This window comes from Marimonas arenosa, from assembly GCF_030848945.1.
GTDB lineage: Bacteria > Pseudomonadota > Alphaproteobacteria > Rhodobacterales > Rhodobacteraceae > Marimonas > Marimonas arenosa.
Genome location: NZ_JANHAX010000003.1, coordinates 196,747 through 213,354, shown reverse-complemented (window position 1 = coordinate 213,354; position 16,608 = coordinate 196,747). Strand labels below are relative to the sequence as shown.

The following is a 16,608-nucleotide window of genomic DNA, read 5'->3' as shown; positions in this document are numbered from 1 at the left end:
CGTCACGGCCGGCTGGTTTCTGCGGAAGCCGGCGGTTCAACGCTGCACAACACCATCAGGTAGTTGCGCGGCTCCAACCGTTCGATTTCTGCCAACCGGCCCGCCTTATCGATCCGTCGCAGTGTCAAAAGCGCAGCAAGGCCGCGGGCCAGTCTGCGCAGGCTTTTCGGCAACCGCCCGATGAAACCAGCCTCGACCGGTTCATGGAAATGGCGATACCCAAGCGCCCGCAGCGCCTCGAGAGACGCCGCGGTCCCTCCGGAAATCTCGTCCTTCAGCACTTCCAGCATGACAACGGGGTGATGCCGGACGATCGTCTCGCGCGCACCTTCGATCGCCTCGGCCTCGTGGCCCTCGATGTCGAGCTTAATGAACGACACCGCCTCGCAAGCTTGAACTTCGGGCACATTGTCGATCCGCACCAGGTCAAACGGTACGCGATTGCCATCGCGGCCTTCCGAGCGCTCGATGGACGAGGCCGCGAGGTTAGTGCGATCCTCGACGATCTCGATCGTCCCGGCCTTTGACGACGCCCCTAGATTGAGTGGCACAATTCTGTCCGACAATCCCGCATTCACCTGGAGCAGCGCGAAATTTCGGGGGTGGGGCTCGAAGGAAATCACCTTGGAAAAATGCTGGGCGAAAAACACGCTGTGGTTTCCGATATTTGCCCCGACATCAAGGCACGCCGACCCATCGGAAAGGCCTGGAAACACGTCCCGTGCCAGCAGTACAAGCTGGTCGCGCTCGTATTGGCCCTCGAGATGGATGAAAGTGGTGATCAGGTCAAAGGAATAGCAGGCCAGCTGTGGATAGCGCGCCAGATGCTCGCGGTTCGCCTTGTTGAGGAACCGGCGGACGAAAAAGTAGGAAATCGCGTTCATGCCGTTTCGTCCTTCCAGTCGGGCAGATCGACCACCCGCCATAGGCCCAGCATCTTGTTCGGCATTTGCCCCTTCACATGCTCCTGCCCCTCTTCCAGAAGCCTGACTGGCGCCGGCAGGTCAAACGGCGGGGCCTGAAGGTCGATCGAGCGCCATTGGCCCGTGGAAATCTCATCATTGGACCCGGTTCCAGGATAGGTCGTGGTCAACAGCCACTCGGACCCGGACACCTTTATGTTTCGAAGCGCCGCCTTCACGTGGACGCTGGACAGGTGCACGAGGCAGTCGCGCACCAAAACAAGGTCGTGTCTCGGCACGGGCCCCTTGATCAGGTCGATCACCTCGAAAACCACGCCGTCGCAGGCATATGCCGCGCGGTTTGCCTCGATCAATTCTGGCACGATGTCACCGCCGGTATAGCGGGCTACGCCCAGATCGATTTTAGCCATCCAAAAATAATCACCGCAAGGCAGATCGAGAAAACTCTCGACCTTCAATTCATTCACCAGCGCCGGTAGCTTTTCGCGAAGCTCCTTGGTGGCCTCAAGGTTCGACCCCTTGCCCGAGCGCGACTCTGCATCGCCCCATTTGTTGTGCCGGTAGTAGGCCGAAAACACTTCGGCTGGCGACTTGCGGGCCAGTTTCCATTTCCGGATGGCTTCCTTGATACGCCCCATGTGCCCTGTCCGTTGCTCGATTAGCGGGAACCGCCCGCCGTTCTTTACCCGTTCATCCGGTTCCCGGACCATACATCTATGGCCGAATGTGAAACTTGTTCCGACGCTCTGCCTTTCGCGGCAACGCCCTACTAGGTCACGCGCCGCCGTAACACAGAATGACCCGGCGCCTATGTTTCCGGTTGTTCGACGCAACCCATCACAGAACTAGCTTCGGACGATGGTCAGCCGGCCCTCAGCCTCCCATTTCTGGATGAGCCGACCCTCCGCAGCGAAATCGTGCGGGGTTTGGTATCCCGCAGGATTGTAATACGTCTCGGTGGCGCCGAAATCGAACCCGTAAAGAGTGATGCGCCCTTCGAAGCCCAGCCGCAACAGCCAGCTGATCATCATGAAGCCCGACGAGGGCCGCCGACCGATCAGGCGACGGTCCCGTGTCCAGGCGCTGAAGGGATAGAACAGAACCCGGCGCAGCTGATCGCGGCGGGTCAGGTGCAGGTGCCGCAGCTTGGGCGTCAGCAGGCAGATCAGGTCTGGGGCGAACTGGCTGTCGATCTCCTCTGCCGTCACTTCGGGTGAAAGCGACACGATATCGGTGCGCCTGCCCTGCGCCGCCGGCGCCCGGACGAAACCCTTGTTGAGCCGCACCACCACGCCCTCGGCATCGATCCGCGCTCCGAATTCGGTATCGAGCAGGCTACGCGCGTTGCCCACCACGGCGACTGACCGCTCGCCGATATACCTCGCCAGGCGGCGGTCGGAATTGCGCGCGAGCTTCAGGAACAGAGCGCGCGGCGCCTGATAGAGATACTTCCGCGGCCATGCCTTGACGCGGTCCCGGTCCATCAGTCCCGCTCCGGATCACCGCCACAGGCACGCCAATATTCGACAGCCCAGGGCACCCGGCCCCGGCCCCAGTGGGGCCCGATCCCCCAGAGTCCGGGGCGAACCAGGTCGATCGGCCGCGGATCACCATGAAAGGCGACCACGCGTGTATCGGGCGGCGGCAGCTTCGGCCGCTGGAGAAGCCCCAGCAGTGCAGGACGGCGCAGGTGATACTTGAAGCTCAGCACCCATTCCGCCGGCCAGAACGTTATGGCACCCTCGGGCAATTCGCCCTGCAAAAAAATCTGTTCAATCCGGTATTTCGAAACCGCCGCGTCATGGTCGACCATGAAACGGTCGCAGATCTCGGGAAATTGCCCGGCGGTGAAGGCGAATACCCCCGTCCCGGCCATCGGAGCAGCGTCGCCGCCCAGACGGCTCCAGTTCGAGCTGGTATCGATGCAAACGACGTCACCGGGATAAGCAAAGAGGTCATCCAGCGGTCCCGTGATCACGCTGTCGAGATCCAGAAAAAGGCACCGTCCCTGGATGTCATAGAGTTTCTCCATGAACACCGACAGCTTGGGCCAGCCACCCTTTTTCCAGTTTAGATCTGACAGGCCCATATCGGGGATCGGGTAAGCTTCAATCTCCGGCAACAGACCTTCGGCAACGTCGGTCAGACAGACGAAACGGAAGTCACCGCTCAGATGCCGCCGTACCGCGCGATAGAGCACGTTGACATAAGCCGCTGAATAGAGCGTGCCCCATTTCATGCAGATGACGGTCTTGTCGCTATCCATGATCGGCCTGTTACAGAACGGTTTTCCGTTTCCCGCCCGTCATACGCAGCACGGTCTTTGACCGCCACCTTTTTCTACCGGGCATCCGCGCCAGGATCATAGCTGTCCCGGACCCAGTCGAGAAAACCGATCCCGGCCTCATGGGCGGGTTGGTAGAGTGCGAAGAACTCGGACAAGACCGCTTTCTTCGAAAATTTGTTGTGAGCGTGTCGCCATGTCAGTTGCCTGGCGGCGTCTTTCGGCGACGTTCCCTTGAAGTGCATGAGATAGATCCCGGCGACGAAGCCGGTTCTGTCGGCCCCGGACTTGCAATGGATCATCAGAGGGCGCGGAGCCCGTTCCAGAACCTCGACCAAATCAAGCACGATTTTCTTGCTCGGCAGAGCCGAGGACGCCATCGGAAAACTGATAACTTCCAGACCCAGCTTTTCGCACGTCTCAATCTCCAGCACATTCTGAGCCATTTGCATCGCCCCCCGCAGGCTCAGAACCGCGGCGCCCCCGGATTTCTTGAATTTCTCCAGCCTTCTCCGGGTCGGGTGGTTGGACCGGATCACGCCGTTGTCGATTTCCTTTTCGTTCGTCCAAAGGTGGCGCAGCAAGCCATGGTCGACCAGTTCGGTATACAGGACGGAGGCCAGCCTGGCCCGGGGCGTGTCGGCCCGATGCGAGATCATGTCGCGAAATTTACGCATTCGAAAACATCCCTGCTCGCATGCTGGCGCCTCAGTTTCGAGCCAAAACGCCGGCAACCATATCCTGATCCGGTACAGCAACAGGGAACGGTGTACGAATTGCCATGTCGCTATTTTTATGTGACACCGTCGAAAGCTTTCAAACGCTCTCGGCTCATATCTAGACGAAAGTAAAAATGGTGCAATCCCTCCTCTTCGTCACTGGCACCCGTGCCGATTTCGGCAAGATCGAACCACTGGCGCTGGCCGCTCGCGATGCGGGTCACAAGGTGAGCTTCTTCGTCACCGGCATGCATATGCTCGATCGCTACGGGCTGACCAAGATCGAGGTCCACCGCGTCCAAGGCGTCACCGTGTACGAATTCCTCAACCAACGGATCGGCGACCCGCAGGATCTGGTTCTCGCCAAGACCGTACTGGGCTTTTCCGATTTCGTCGCCGAACACCGTCCCGATCTGGTGGTTGTGCACGGCGATCGGGTCGAGGCGCTGGCCTGCGCTCTGGTCTGCGCGACCAATTACGTGCGCTGCGCCCATATCGAAGGCGGAGAGGTATCGGGCACGATCGACGAGCTCTTCCGCCACTGCAACACCAAGCTCGCCTACTGCCATTTCGTCAGTTCCGAGGCGGCGGCCCGCCGCGTCATGGCGCTGGGCGAGCCCAGTGAGTCGGTTCATACCATTGGCTCGCCGGAACTCGATTTTCATTCGCGGGACTCCGGCGTCAGCATCGCGGACGTGCGGGCGCACTACGACATCCCGTTCGAAGAGTTCGGCATCTGCACCTTTCACCCAGTGACCTCCGAAGCCGAAACTATGGGCAGCCAGGCGGCGGCATTTTTCGCCGCGTTAGAGACGTCTGGTCGCAGTTTCGTGGTCATCCTGCCCAACAATGACCCGGGCTCGGAAGACATCCTCGCCGCGATCGACCGGTTGCCGAAATCACGCTTCCGCGCCATCCCTTCAATGCGATTTGCGCATTTCTCCGAGGCGATGAAACACGCCACCTGCATCGTCGGAAACTCCTCGGCCGGGGTCCGCGAGGCACCGTTCCTCGGCATTCCTTCGCTCGATATCGGCACCCGTCAGAACAATCGTTCAGACGGCGCTTCGATTACGTCCTGCGAAGCCCACGATGCCGACACGATTGCGGCATTCCTGCGCGACGAGTGGGGCAAACGCCACCCCCGCGATGCTGCCTTCGGCGAGGGCAATGCCGCCGAGCGGTTTGTCGAGGTTCTGGCTGATTCGACTTTCTGGTCGCGATCATTGCAAAAGGAATTTCACGACCATGCCTGAAGCGCCGCACCCGGCGTTGAGCCGTCGGTGCGCTGGCGCGCACAGACCCGATTGCGTTCGGGCCACGCAGGCCTTGGGGGCTCTGCCCCCAAACCCCCGGGATATTTCGGGTCAGATGAAGGGCGAAAGAGTCTGCGATGGCTGGTAACCGGCGCCGCCCCAGCCTCGCCTTGCGCCTCTGGCTCGCGCTGGGCAGGGCAATACAGCCGCTTTTGCCTTGGCACCTGAAACGCCGAATTTCGCGAGGCAAGGAGGACCCCGAGCGCTGGCGGGAGAAGCTGGGCTACGCCTCGGCCACACGCCCGGCCGGTCGGTTGATCTGGCTGCACGCCGTGGGTCTGGGCGAGGTACTGGCCCTGCGTGGATTGATCGCACGTTTGGCAATGTTAGAGCCTGAAACGAGCTTTCTCGTCACCTCGGGGACCCGCGCCTCGGCCGAGGTCTTCGCCCGCAACCTGCCGCCCCGCACACTGCATCAGTTTGCGCCGCTTGACGCGCCCGGCCCGACCCGACGGTTCCTTGCGCATTGGCGGCCGGACCTGTCGATCTGGGCCGAGCAGGAGATCTGGCCTGGCCTTGTGTTTCACGCTGATCGGGCCGGCATCCCGCTGGCCCTCGTCAATGCTCGCATGAACGTGGCTGCCTTCCGGCGGCGCCAGCGTGGAGCGGCACTTTATCGTGATATCCTGCCGCGTTTCGCCGTGATCTCGGCTCAGGACAACAAGACAGCAGAACACCTCGCTGCGCTCGGAGCGCCGCTGGTCTCAACCGATGGGTCCCTGAAACGGATCGCACCGCCGCTGACAGACGCGCCGGGCAAGCGCGCGGACATGGCGCGCCAGATCGGCACCCGCCCGTTCTGGCTGGCGGCATCGACCCACGCCTCGGATGAAGCAATGGCGCTGGAAGCCCATGCGCAGTTGCTCGCGATGCAACCCGACGCGCTGCTGGTGATCGTCCCCCGCTTTCCGGAGCGGGCACCTGAAATCCATGCCGCGATCCGCTCCCTTGGTTTTTCCTGCACCTGGCGCAGCCGATCAGAGCCTGTCAATGCCGAAACCCAGGTTTATCTCGCCGACACGTTTGGCGAATTGGGCCTGTTCTATCGTCTGGCCCCCGCCGCTTTCATCGGCGGCACCACAAGCGAAATTGAAGGGCACAATCCCTGGGAAGCAGCGCAACTGGGCTGCGCGATCCTGCATGGGCCACGCACCGCCAACTTCGCCGACGATTATGCTGCCCTGATCGCGGCCGGGGCCGCGCGTCAGGTGGATCGTCCCGAGGACCTGGCCGACGCGCTCTCCGACCCCGCCCTGCCGGAGATGACCGATCGCGCCATGAGCGCGGCCCGAGACAATATGGACCGGCTCAACCATTTGTGCCAAAAGCTCATCGATCTTCTCTGAGCAGGCGACCCCTTGGCCGATATCCCTCCCTGGCACCCTCCTTTCAGGCTGCGCGTCTTTCTCGGCGTCTGGCGGCTGGCGTGGAGTCTGTTGATGCCGGTGATGCTGGTCTATCTCTGGCACCGTGGCCGCCGCGATCCGCTGTACCGCCGGCGCCTCGGCGAGCGTTTCGGCATTGGTCCCCGGCGCGACACATCGCATGTCTGGGTGCATGCGGTCTCGATCGGCGAGTTGCGCTCGGCCGTGCCGCTCATCCGCGCCTTTCTCGCCCGCGGCGAACCGGTGGTGACCACCCATTTCACCCCCGCCGGCCTGCGTGAGGCGGAAAAGACCTTCGCCGCCGAAATTGCGGCCGGCACCCTGTCGGCGGTTTTCGTTCCCTTCGATTACGGCTTGGCGTTCCGGCGCTTCTTCCGCGCCTTCCGGCCGCGTTTCGGGCTGGTGATGGAGGTTGAGTTCTGGCCCGGCATGATCACCGCGGCCCGCCGCGCCGGTGTTCCGCTCTTCCTTTGCAACGGCCAGTATCCGGTGAAAAGCTTCGACCGCGACACCGCCCGCGCCCTTTCCCCCGCGCTACTGGTTCCGGGCTTTGCCGGCGTAATGGTGAAATCCGAACGCCAGGCCGAGCGGTTTCGTGCGCTTGGACAGACCCGTATTGCTGTCACCGGCGAGTTGCGCTTCGAACAGCCGATCGCCGAACCCCAGCTTGCAGCCGCCGGAAAGGCCCGCACTGTTCTCGCCGGCGACCGCTCGGTGATAACTTTCGCTTCTGTGGTGGAATGGGAAGAGGATCTGTTCGTCAGAGTCATTGCCGAAGTGCTGAAAACAGTCTCTGACAAACCGTTTTTTGTCTTCGTGCCCCGGGCCCCGGAACGGTTCGACAACGTTTCGAAAAAGCTCCTCGACGCAGGCCTGGAAGTCGCACACCGGTCGGATATCCTCGATGACGCCCTGACCCTGTCGACCGATCCCAGCATCGATGTATTGCTGGGCGATTCTTTGGGAGAAATGCATTTCTACCTCTCGCTCTGCGATGTCGCGGTGGCAGGCGGCGGGTTCAACCCGCGCGGCAGCCACAACATCATCGAACCGCTTGCCCTGGGCAAACCGGTGATCGTCGGCCCCGAAATCTGGACCATCGAATACCCCGCCGCCGAGGCCATCGCCGCAGGTGTGGCGCGTCAGGTGACGGCAGAAGACCTGCCGGACGCGCTGCTTTGGCAGGATCGACCGACACAGGAACAAATCGACGCCTTCCTCGCCGATCATGCCGGCGCGGTGCGCAAAACTCTCATGGTACTCGACCAATGGCTTTAGGGCGCGGGCGCGTCCTCGCCTTTCTCACCAAGCCGAAAAGCCGCCGTCGACATTGACCAACTGCCCGGTCATGTAACCTGACTGCGGGCTCGCCAGGAACAGCATCACGTCGGCGATCTCGTCGGGCTGCGCCATGCGGCCGGCCATGATCAACTCGCCCACCCGGCGCTGGAACTCTTCCGAGTGATTGTTGAACACCGCACCCGGGGCGATCGTGTTCACGGTAGCCTGCCGCGGTGCCCAGTATCCCGCGAGCCACACGGTCAGCCCGTGTATGCCGGCTTTGGTCACCCCGTAGGCGGAAAAATTCTTGAACGGCATGCCATCATATATCGGGTGATGCGCCCCGTTCAGTGCATACATCGAGGCCACGTTGACCAGAGTCGCGGGGTAGTTTCCAACGATGTCGCGGTCCATTTGCCGGGCCACCATGAAAGCACCGGTCAGGTTGGTGTGCAGAGTTTTCTCGAAGTCCTCAACCGTAGTGTCGGCGAAATCGGGAAACCCCTTGCCTTTGCCCATCAACAGCTCACCCGTGATCGCGGCGTTGTTCAGCACCACGTTCGGCTCCCAGCCATCCCCCAGGACGCGCTTGAAAATACCCTCGACCTGGGCCTCGTCACCAACGTCGAGCTCGTAGAAGCGGAAGCGCTTGTGCTTGCCAAAGGCGTCCTGCAAAGCATCGGCCCGATGGCCAGGCAGATCGGTCGCCACCACCCGGGCCCCCTCTGCCAACATGCGGCGGACATAGGTCGAGCCCAGTACACCTCCCGAGCCGGTGATGAACACCGTCCGGCCTTTCAGTTGGTCAGCCATTCTCGCGCTCCTCCATCAGGCATTCGACGATCTTGAAATCCAGCTCCGAGTCGATGTCGAGGCATCGTTCGGGCGGCATCAGATAAGGCAGAACACGGCCCTCGAACAGCCCCTTCGACCGCTTCAGGTAAGACGGATCGACAACATAGGTCGAGGCCGCATGTTCCCACACGGTCGGCGCCTGCTGGCGGGCCACCACCCCGCCAGGCAGCGGTTTCGATATCCGCAGGGCGCCCGCTTCGTCGGGTTCGACCAGATTGAAATAGGGGTTCTTGCGCGCCTCGGTGCAAGACATGATCATGTCCGGCTTCGCATCGAAAAAGGCATCCAGCGCCCTGTCGATATCCTCCATGTCCCGCAGGGGCGAGGTGCAATCGAGGTCGAGAAACGCCGTCACCTCGCCGACCAGGTCCTCGGCACGGCTCAGGCTGTGCTGCCACACGCCCCATTTGCCCGCCATGTCAGTGGCCAGTTCGGCAGGTCGCAGCCCCATCTCCAGACATCCCTTGGTGAGACTGTGTTCATAGATCCGTTCGTCATCGGTGCTGACCATCACCACATCCACGCGCGGATGCGCCAATAGCTGCTCCAGCGACCAATCAATCAGCGGTTTGCCCATCAGGTCACGGAAATTTTTGCCCGGCACGCCCTTCGAGCCTTTGCGTACCCCGATATGGCCGACGATCATGCGAACCCTCCTGTCAACGCCCCGTGAAATACGCGTCTTTCCCACGCCTGCGCAATCAAAGCGCAGCTGTCCTGAACCAGGTCGAACCGCGGCATCAGCGGGTTGCCGGACGGTGCCCGCCCTTCGACCAGAGCCATGAAATCGTCCATGATTCCAAGGAACATGTCGTTTCGTTCAAAAGTCCACTCGCGCACATGCGCTGCGCTCCCGTCGCCGCGCTCCCAACGCGGTGCCAGAAGATCGAGTTCCAGCACCTCGTCCCGACCTCGAAAACTCATCCGCCGCAAGCTTTTCGGCGAGAGATAGTCCATCGCCACCGTCCCCACCGGCCCACCGTTCTCGGCCAGTGTCGCCCGCGTGGCGAAATCGACGCCCGGGAAATCGGCATGTCCAATGCAATCGACGGCCTGCAGTTTTGCTCCGGGAAATAGGACGTGCGCCATGTCGAGCTCGTGACAGAGATCGAGCAGCACGCCACCGCCCTCGGCCCGCGCCGCGTAGCTGTCGCCGAACTGCCAATTCTGGCGCCACTGCCGTACATCGTGGCCAATTTCGATATGGAACCCGTAGGCCGATATCGGCTCGTTGACCAGCGCCCGAACGGCAGGGTGATAGCGCATCATGAACCCGACCATCGAGCGGTTCGCCACCGGCGCGGCCGCGGTCTGGATCCGCGCCAGCGTGTCCATCCGGAAGGCCAGCGGCTTTTCGACGTAAAACGGCACGCCCAGCCGGCCGCAGAGCTCGATCAGCTCCAGCCGCACCTGCGTGGCCGTGGCGATTACCACCGCGGCGCTTGCGGCACCGCCGACCATGGCCTCCAGCGTGGCCAGGTCCAGCCCGCGCCAGCCGAAAAGGTGCACCTCCGCGCCGAGGCCCTTCAGATTGTCATGATGCCGCCGTCCGATCGACCCCGATCCCATGACGAAATACTGCACGCCCATACTTCTGCTTCTCTCCTGATACTTGCGGCTACCACCCAAGCGAGGCCGCCCGCAAGGCAATGTTCTGTCGAGCGATTGCTTTTTGCTCTCTGCCGAAAAGGAGCGGACGATTGGCGCCTACGGCGCTCCGGGCGCGGTTTCGGCCATGAACGGGCACCCGGCCCGGCGTCCGGCCCAATCCATCAGCCCTGGCGCGATCTCGCTCCAGCCCTCTGCCATGCCCCGGCTGCGGCCGATGTCGACGGCGCAGGCCAGGGCCAGCGCGGTGAAATCCCAGCGCCCTTCGCCGCGGAACCGTGGCTCCAACCAGCCCAACACGTTGCGCGTCCGGTGCTCTTCGTATGCCATCACCGGCCCGGATTTCTGCCCCTTGGGCCGGACGTTTTCCCGCAACCAGACCGCCACTCCGTCGAGAAACCCGAACGCGATATTGCGCAGCAGCCGCGCCGCGTCATCCTCGGGCGGCAGCCACCGCGCCCGGCCTTCCAACGCATCGAAATGGGCGCAGATATCGCGGGTGTCGGCAATGACTGCACCGCCGTCTTCCACAACCGGCACCCGCGCCAGCGGCGTCACCGCGAAATAGTTGCTCTCCGGGTCGCGGGTCGAAACCTCGATCTCCTCTATCCGCGGACGCAGCCCGCTTTCCCGCGCGGCCACCCGGACCATGCGGGCATAGGGCGAGTTCGGCGTGTAATAGAGCCTCATTTCCCCGCAGCGCGCTTGAAGGCATCACGGCCGCGCATCGCCTTGGCATAGGCCAGCAGGTTCTCCTGCTCATACGTGAATTTCGCAGAATAGGCCCAGTTCAGGCAATGGGTCAGGATGATGTCCGGCACGGTCATCGTCTCGCCCATCAGAAATGGTCCCTCCAGCCGGTCGGCAATCCGCGCCACATGTTGGTCAAACTCCCAGCGCAGTGAGTCCTTGACCTCCGGAACGCGCTTTTCCTCGGGCAGGATGAAACTGTGCCGCGCCGCCACCCAAAGGACCGAGTCGATCTCATCCAGGATCTGGTGGGTCAGCCCGTCCTGCCGCGCCCGCTCGATCGTGCCGCAGGCATGGGTCAGTTGCCCATGCTTGTCGGCCAGATAGGTTATGATCGCGGTCGAGTCAGTCAGCACCGCGTCGCCATCCTTGAAGACCGGGACCTTGCCCGAGGGGTTCAGCGACGACACAAGTTCCGAGCGCGGCTTTTCCGGCGTGTGCTTGTACTCCTGCCCCAGCTCTTCCAGCATCCACAGCACCCGGAATGCCCGGCTCTGTGCGCTTCCGATCACTTCATACATCGGTGGCCCTTCCTATTTTGTCCGATAGCGCACGCCGGCCAGCGCTGGCATGTCTTTGGCACGAGGTTTGCCCATGTGCCCAAGGAATGCCAGTACGATCTCGATAACGTTGCGTTGCAGACGTGGCCGTCCGCGCCCGCCTATGTCCATATGCGTACCGCCGTCCAGAACCGCCAGCCACTTGTCGCCCGGCGGCAGCCCGTCGAAGGCGCCCAACCGGTGCCGCCAATCGCCTTCGAGCCCCGCATCCCGCGTGCCCGTCACCATCAGAACCGGCCTGCCGATGCCCGCCCAGGCGCCGCGCGGAAAACGCCGGCCAACGCCCTGCGGCGACAGCGCGACATAGGCGTCAAACCGATCCTTGCCGCGCACACCGATGGCGTTTTCTGCCCCGGCTTCGATCATCGTCAATTGTGCGCCCATCGAATGCCCGGCCAGAGCGGCGAAACCAGGTCGGCAATCCCGTGTAGCGTGGGACCAGACCGCATCCAGATCGCGCAGCCGTGCCGCATTTGCGGCCCGGTCTTCAACCGCCGCGGCCAGCGCCGCCCGCCGGTCCGCACTGCGCAGCACCGTGCGCAATTGCGACCTGCCGCTTTCGCGATGCCCCATCGTGATGGTGTGAAACCCGGCATTCACCGCCGCATGGGCCAGCCAGGTCAATCCCTGTTCCGATCCGCCGAACCCATGCGACAATACCAGAAGCGGCGGACAATCGGTGGCGTCCGGGATGAACTCCATGATCGGCACACGCACCCCGTCAGCACGTGTCAAGCTCAACCTCTCCCGTGCGTCACCGACCGTTCCAGCAATAACAAGCGCCAGAGCGGTCAGCCGGACCCTCACCGCGCCCGCTCCAGCATCGCCAGCCGCACCAGGGTTCGCTCGACCAACGCCATGGCGGGTGCCCTTTGCCCAGCCGACCGCAACTGCAGATCGGTGTCGGTCAGCATTTCAAGGGCCTTTTCCAGTTTGCGGGCGCCCCAGCCCTGCGCCTGCCGCAGCATCCGGTCGCGACGGGGGCCGAAGATCGGCGGACGCATTCGTGCGATCCCCTGCGCCGCGCCGCCTGGGTCGCTGGCCGCGGTGTATAGCGCCCGGAAATGCCGCATCGCGCCGATGCACAGGCTGACCGGCTGCACGCCCTGCGATTCCAGCCGTCGCATCACCGGCCGGATCTCACCCGATCTACCCTCGGCCACGATATTCAGCACATCGTCCAGCGCCGCCTCGGTCGAGGTCGGCGCCACCGCAACGACATCTTCGGAACTCACCGGGTTTGCATCCCCCAGCTTGTACAGCCCCAGCTTCTCGATCACCTGCCGCAGATCGCCTGGCCCAAGCTCGCGGCTGAGGCCAACCAGATCAGTCATGGCTTCGGATGAAACAGTCTCTAATCCAGCCTTTTTCAGCTCATCCTCGATCTCGGCGCGGGTCGGCGGGTCGTCATAGATCCCCACAGCATAGGCGTTCCGATGCCCCTCGAACAATTTGCGCAGCTTCGAACCGGCCTTGAGCTGGCCGGCCGTCACGATCACCTGCGCATCGCCTGGCGCCCAGTCCTCAAGCGCTGCGGTGATCGTGCCGGCCAGCGCGTCGCTCGCATCTTCGACAAAAGCCACCCGGGGCCCCGGGAAAAAGCTCTGCGCCTTGACCGCATCCAAGAGCATTGCCGGATCCTTGCGCAACTCGCCCGCCGGGATCCGCGCCAAACGCATTTCTTCATCGCCCTTTGGGCCGATCAAGGCCGCGATGACCTCCTGACGCCTTAGCGCCACCCGCATCGTGTCCGAACCATAGATCAGAAGTCCTGAACGCTCGGGATCGGGCTTTCTGAAATAGCCCGCGGCATCACGGGTCGATAGTTTCATGACGGCAGCGCATCGGCCTGCGCCGTCAGCCGCGAGACAATCTGGTCGGCCAGAATCGTCATCAGCCGGGCATAGGCATCGCGTTCGGCTGCCTGGGTTGCCACGGTCGAGCCGGTGGCAGAATAGCCGGTGAAACTGTCGGCTGTGCCGCTCATCAGCACCTTGCCGTCCTCCAGATCGCGCAGGGCGTAGGTCGCCCGGCCGATCACGTTGAACCGGGTGGTGATGTTGTCGGCGGAGATCGCCATGCGCTCCTCTTTGACGTCGATCGCCAGGGACAGGCCATAGGCCGGCGCGTCGCTCCGGCCCAGTCTCTCTTCCATACGTCGCACCAGCAGGTAGCCGTTACGGTCCACCGGCGCATCGACGACAATCCGCCCCTGCAGGCGGCTGGCCGCTTCCCCCGGCGCATGGAGCGGCGTGAAGCCACAGCCCACCAGCCCGAAGACAGCCATCAGACCGCCCAGGAAAGCCCGTCTGTCAGACAACCACATTCACGATCCGCCCCGGCACAACGATCACTTTCTTCGGGGTACCGCCATTCAGTGCCCTCTGAACAGCATCCGTCGCCAGCGCGGCTTTTTCAACCTCGGCCTTGTCCATGTCCTTGGGCACGCTGATTTCCGCCTTGCGCTTGCCGTTGATCTGAATCGGCAGAGTCACGGTGTCATCGACTAGCATGGAGGCGTCCGCTTTGGGCCACGGCGCCGTGGCAACAAGGCCGTCGCCGCCCAGCATCTCCCAGACGGCTTCCGAAAGGTGCGGCGTCATCGGGCTCATCAGCTGGGCCAGCGCCTTGACCGACCGCCGCTTGGCCTCCGCCCCGGCCTCAGCCTTCTGTACGGTATTGGTAAAGGCATAAAGCTTGGCGATGGCAGCGTTGAAACCGAAAGATTCGACCCCCATGGTGACGTCATGGATGCATTTGTGCATCTCGCGCAGCAACGCCTCGTCGCCTGGCTGAACTGGCGTCTCGGAATCAGCCAGCTCGGCCGCGATCCGGTACACCCGGCTCAGGTGTTTATACGCGGCTTCAGCCCCGGCGGCGGTCCACTCCACGTCGCGCTCGGGCGGTGAGTCGCTCAGCACGAACCAGCGGGCAGTATCGGCGCCGAAACTCGAGATGATGTTGAGTGGGTCAACCACGTTGTTCTTCGATTTCGACATCTTGGCCGACGGCACGATCTCGACCTCGGTGCCGTCCTTCAAAAAGCCCCTACCATCCCGCAGGTCCACCTCTTCGGGGTAGTGATAGACAGGCCGGCCGTCGGCGCCGGACGTTTTGTAGATCGCATGCGTCACCATCCCTTGGGTGAACAGCGCATCGAAGGGTTCCTTCGATTTCTCCGGCAGGTGGCCGCAGATATGCATCGCTCGCGCGAAAAACCGCGAATAGAGCAAGTGAAGGATCGCGTGTTCGATACCGCCGATATACTGATCGACGTTCATCCAGTAGGCGGCGTCCTCCAAATTGGTCGGTGTCTCCGCCCGGGGTGCGGTGAACCGCGCGAAATACCACGACGAATCGACAAAGGTGTCCATCGTGTCCGTTTCACGCCGGGCCGGCTTGCCGCATGACGGGCAGTCACAAGCCCGCCAGGTGGGATGGCGGTCCAGCGGGTTGCCCGGGACATCGAAACTGACGTCGTCGGGCAACTGAACCGGCAGGTTTTCTTTTTTCTCCGGCACCACACCACAGGCGTCGCAATGTACCACCGGGATCGGACACCCCCAGTAGCGCTGGCGTGACAGGCCCCAGTCGCGCAGGCGATACTTGGTCACGCCGGAGCCCCAGCCATGTTTCTCGGCATAGTCGATAGTGGCGTCGATCGCCTCTTGCCCCGTGGCCACGTCGATCCCGGCAAAATGATCGACCCATTTCACCTTTTCCGTCTTCGATGGCACAAAGGCCTCGTTCTCCACCGCCTTCGGATCGTCGAGGGCAAAGAACGTGTCGATTACCGGCAGGTCGTACTTGCGACAGAAATCCAGGTCACGCTGGTCGTGAGCCGGGCAGCCGAAGATTGCTCCGGTGCCATAATCCATGAGGATGAAGTTAGCGATCCAGACCGGCAACTCCCAAGTCGGATCCAGCGGATGCTTTACAGTGAGCCCAGTGTCGTAGCCCAGCTTCTCGGCCTTTTCGATGGCCTCTTCCGTGGTGCCGCCCCTGCGCATGTCGGCGACAGCATTTGCTACGCCGGCGTCTTTCGCCTCCAGCTCTTTCGCCAGCGGGTGATCCGGCGAAATACCGATGAACGAGGCGCCCAAAAGCGTGTCGGGCCGGGTCGTATATACCTCGATTTCGCCACCGTCCGTGCGGTCAAAGGAAAACTGCAGACCACGGCTCTTGCCGATCCAGTTCTCCTGCATCAGCCGCACCTTGGCCGGCCAGTTCTCCAGCGTGTCCAGCGCGTCCAGCAGTTCCTCGCTGAAATCGCTGATCTTGAAGAACCACTGTGTCAACTCGCGCCGTTGGACCTCGGCACCAGAGCGCCAGCCCTTGCCGTCGATCACCTGTTCGTTGGCCAGCACGGTCATGTCGACCGGATCCCAGTTGACCACCGCGTTCTTGCGATAGACCAGGCCCTTTTCGAGGAAATCCAGGAACAACGCCTGCTGCTGGCCGTAGTATTCCGGGTCGCAGGTGGCGAACTCGCGGCTCCAGTCGATGCTGAGGCCCAGCGGCTTCATCTGGCCGCGCATGTCGGCGATGTTGCCATAGGTCCAGTCCTTGGGGTGGCCGCCGCTCGCCATCGCCGCGTTCTCTGCCGGCATCCCGAAAGCATCCCAGCCCATCGGATGCAGAACGTTGTAGCCGTTGGCGAGCTTGTAGCGCGCAATCACGTCGCCCATCGTGTAGTTGCGCACGTGCCCCATGTGGATGCGCCCCGATGGATAGGGAAACATTTCGAGTACATAGTATTTCGGCTTGTCGCCCTCGCGGGTTGCGCGGAAAATCCCGGCCTTGTCCCAGGCTTCCTGCCATTTGGCTTCGATCTCGGCAGCGGAATAGCGGCTCATCTTTTCAACCTGTCTCGCAAATCGGATGTTGCAGGGGGTGATAGGCCGCGCACGGCCGATGGTCCAGTGCT

17 protein-coding genes are annotated in these 16,608 nt (G+C 62.6%); 3 read left to right on the top strand and 14 right to left on the bottom strand.

Features of this window, described 5'->3' with window-relative positions; translation table 11 throughout:
- Positions 1-2 precede the first annotated feature (2 nt).
- The 5 genes from NO357_RS11165 to NO357_RS11145 form a co-directional block, all read right to left on the bottom strand.
- Positions 3-884 (bottom strand): FkbM family methyltransferase, encoded by an 882-nt coding sequence (locus NO357_RS11165; protein WP_306735751.1) that lies wholly within the window; start codon positions 882-884, stop codon positions 3-5.
- Positions 881-1,561 carry a class I SAM-dependent methyltransferase gene (locus tag NO357_RS11160; protein WP_306735750.1) on the bottom strand — a complete coding sequence of 227 codons (681 nt, stop codon included), beginning with the start codon at positions 1,559-1,561 and terminating at the stop codon, positions 881-883. The genes NO357_RS11165 and NO357_RS11160 overlap by 4 nt, the downstream gene beginning before the upstream one ends.
- A 207-nt stretch (positions 1,562-1,768) precedes the next feature.
- Positions 1,769-2,407: a glycosyltransferase family 29 protein gene (locus NO357_RS11155; RefSeq protein WP_306735749.1), complete on the bottom strand. Its 639-nt coding sequence runs from the start codon at positions 2,405-2,407 to the stop codon at positions 1,769-1,771.
- On the bottom strand, positions 2,407-3,189 hold the full coding sequence (locus tag NO357_RS11150) for a hypothetical protein (protein ID WP_306735748.1): 783 nt from the start codon (positions 3,187-3,189) through the stop codon (positions 2,407-2,409). Before NO357_RS11150 ends, NO357_RS11155 begins: the two co-directional genes overlap by 1 nt.
- Before the next feature lie 74 nt (positions 3,190-3,263).
- Complete coding sequence (locus NO357_RS11145; RefSeq protein WP_306735747.1) at positions 3,264-3,884, bottom strand: fused DSP-PTPase phosphatase/NAD kinase-like protein; 621 nt, start codon at positions 3,882-3,884, stop codon at positions 3,264-3,266.
- Between the two features lie 176 nt (positions 3,885-4,060).
- Here NO357_RS11145 and neuC point away from each other — a divergent pair, with 176 nt between their 5' ends.
- The 3 genes from neuC to NO357_RS11130 all read left to right on the top strand — a co-directional run bounded on the left by neuC (position 4,061) and on the right by NO357_RS11130 (position 7,905).
- Positions 4,061-5,182 carry a UDP-N-acetylglucosamine 2-epimerase gene (gene neuC, locus NO357_RS11140; protein WP_306735746.1) on the top strand — a complete coding sequence of 374 codons (1,122 nt, stop codon included), beginning with the start codon at positions 4,061-4,063 and terminating at the stop codon, positions 5,180-5,182.
- Between the two features lie 137 nt (positions 5,183-5,319).
- Positions 5,320-6,588, top strand: a complete 1,269-nt coding sequence (locus NO357_RS11135; RefSeq protein WP_306735745.1) for a 3-deoxy-D-manno-octulosonic acid transferase — start codon at positions 5,320-5,322, stop codon at positions 6,586-6,588.
- Positions 6,589-6,600: 12 nt separating this feature from the next.
- Entirely contained in the window at positions 6,601-7,905 is a 1,305-nt protein-coding gene (locus tag NO357_RS11130; RefSeq protein ID WP_306735744.1) for a 3-deoxy-D-manno-octulosonic acid transferase, read from the top strand.
- Between the two features lie 24 nt (positions 7,906-7,929).
- Here the strand turns inward: NO357_RS11130 and NO357_RS11125 are convergent, their stop codons facing one another.
- From NO357_RS11125 to leuS, 9 genes are all read right to left on the bottom strand, one after another.
- Positions 7,930-8,721 carry an SDR family NAD(P)-dependent oxidoreductase gene (locus NO357_RS11125; RefSeq protein WP_306735743.1) on the bottom strand — a complete coding sequence of 264 codons (792 nt, stop codon included), beginning with the start codon at positions 8,719-8,721 and terminating at the stop codon, positions 7,930-7,932.
- Positions 8,714-9,409 (bottom strand): acylneuraminate cytidylyltransferase family protein, encoded by a 696-nt coding sequence (locus NO357_RS11120; RefSeq protein ID WP_306735742.1) that lies wholly within the window; start codon positions 9,407-9,409, stop codon positions 8,714-8,716. Before NO357_RS11120 ends, NO357_RS11125 begins: the two co-directional genes overlap by 8 nt.
- Positions 9,406-10,353, bottom strand: coding sequence for a Gfo/Idh/MocA family protein (locus NO357_RS11115; protein WP_306735741.1), 948 nt, complete (start codon positions 10,351-10,353; stop codon positions 9,406-9,408). Before NO357_RS11115 ends, NO357_RS11120 begins: the two co-directional genes overlap by 4 nt.
- Before the next feature lie 117 nt (positions 10,354-10,470).
- Positions 10,471-11,061, bottom strand: coding sequence for a glutathione S-transferase family protein (locus tag NO357_RS11110; RefSeq protein ID WP_306735740.1), 591 nt, complete (start codon positions 11,059-11,061; stop codon positions 10,471-10,473).
- The gene (locus NO357_RS11105) at positions 11,058-11,642 is read right to left on the bottom strand and encodes a glutathione S-transferase family protein (RefSeq protein ID WP_306735739.1); all 585 of its coding nucleotides are present in this window, start codon (positions 11,640-11,642) and stop codon (positions 11,058-11,060) included. Before NO357_RS11105 ends, NO357_RS11110 begins: the two co-directional genes overlap by 4 nt.
- 12 nt (positions 11,643-11,654) lie before the next feature.
- The gene (locus NO357_RS11100; protein WP_306735738.1) at positions 11,655-12,416 is read right to left on the bottom strand and encodes an alpha/beta hydrolase family protein; all 762 of its coding nucleotides are present in this window, start codon (positions 12,414-12,416) and stop codon (positions 11,655-11,657) included.
- A gap of 68 nt (positions 12,417-12,484) precedes the next feature.
- Positions 12,485-13,513: a DNA polymerase III subunit delta gene (holA, locus tag NO357_RS11095; protein ID WP_306735737.1), complete on the bottom strand. Its 1,029-nt coding sequence runs from the start codon at positions 13,511-13,513 to the stop codon at positions 12,485-12,487.
- On the bottom strand, positions 13,510-14,007 hold the full coding sequence (gene lptE, locus NO357_RS11090; protein ID WP_306735736.1) for an LPS assembly lipoprotein LptE: 498 nt from the start codon (positions 14,005-14,007) through the stop codon (positions 13,510-13,512). Before lptE ends, holA begins: the two co-directional genes overlap by 4 nt.
- Positions 13,994-16,537, bottom strand: a complete 2,544-nt coding sequence (leuS, locus tag NO357_RS11085; protein ID WP_306735735.1) for a leucine--tRNA ligase — start codon at positions 16,535-16,537, stop codon at positions 13,994-13,996. Before leuS ends, lptE begins: the two co-directional genes overlap by 14 nt.
- Positions 16,538-16,608: the final 71 nt, after the last annotated feature.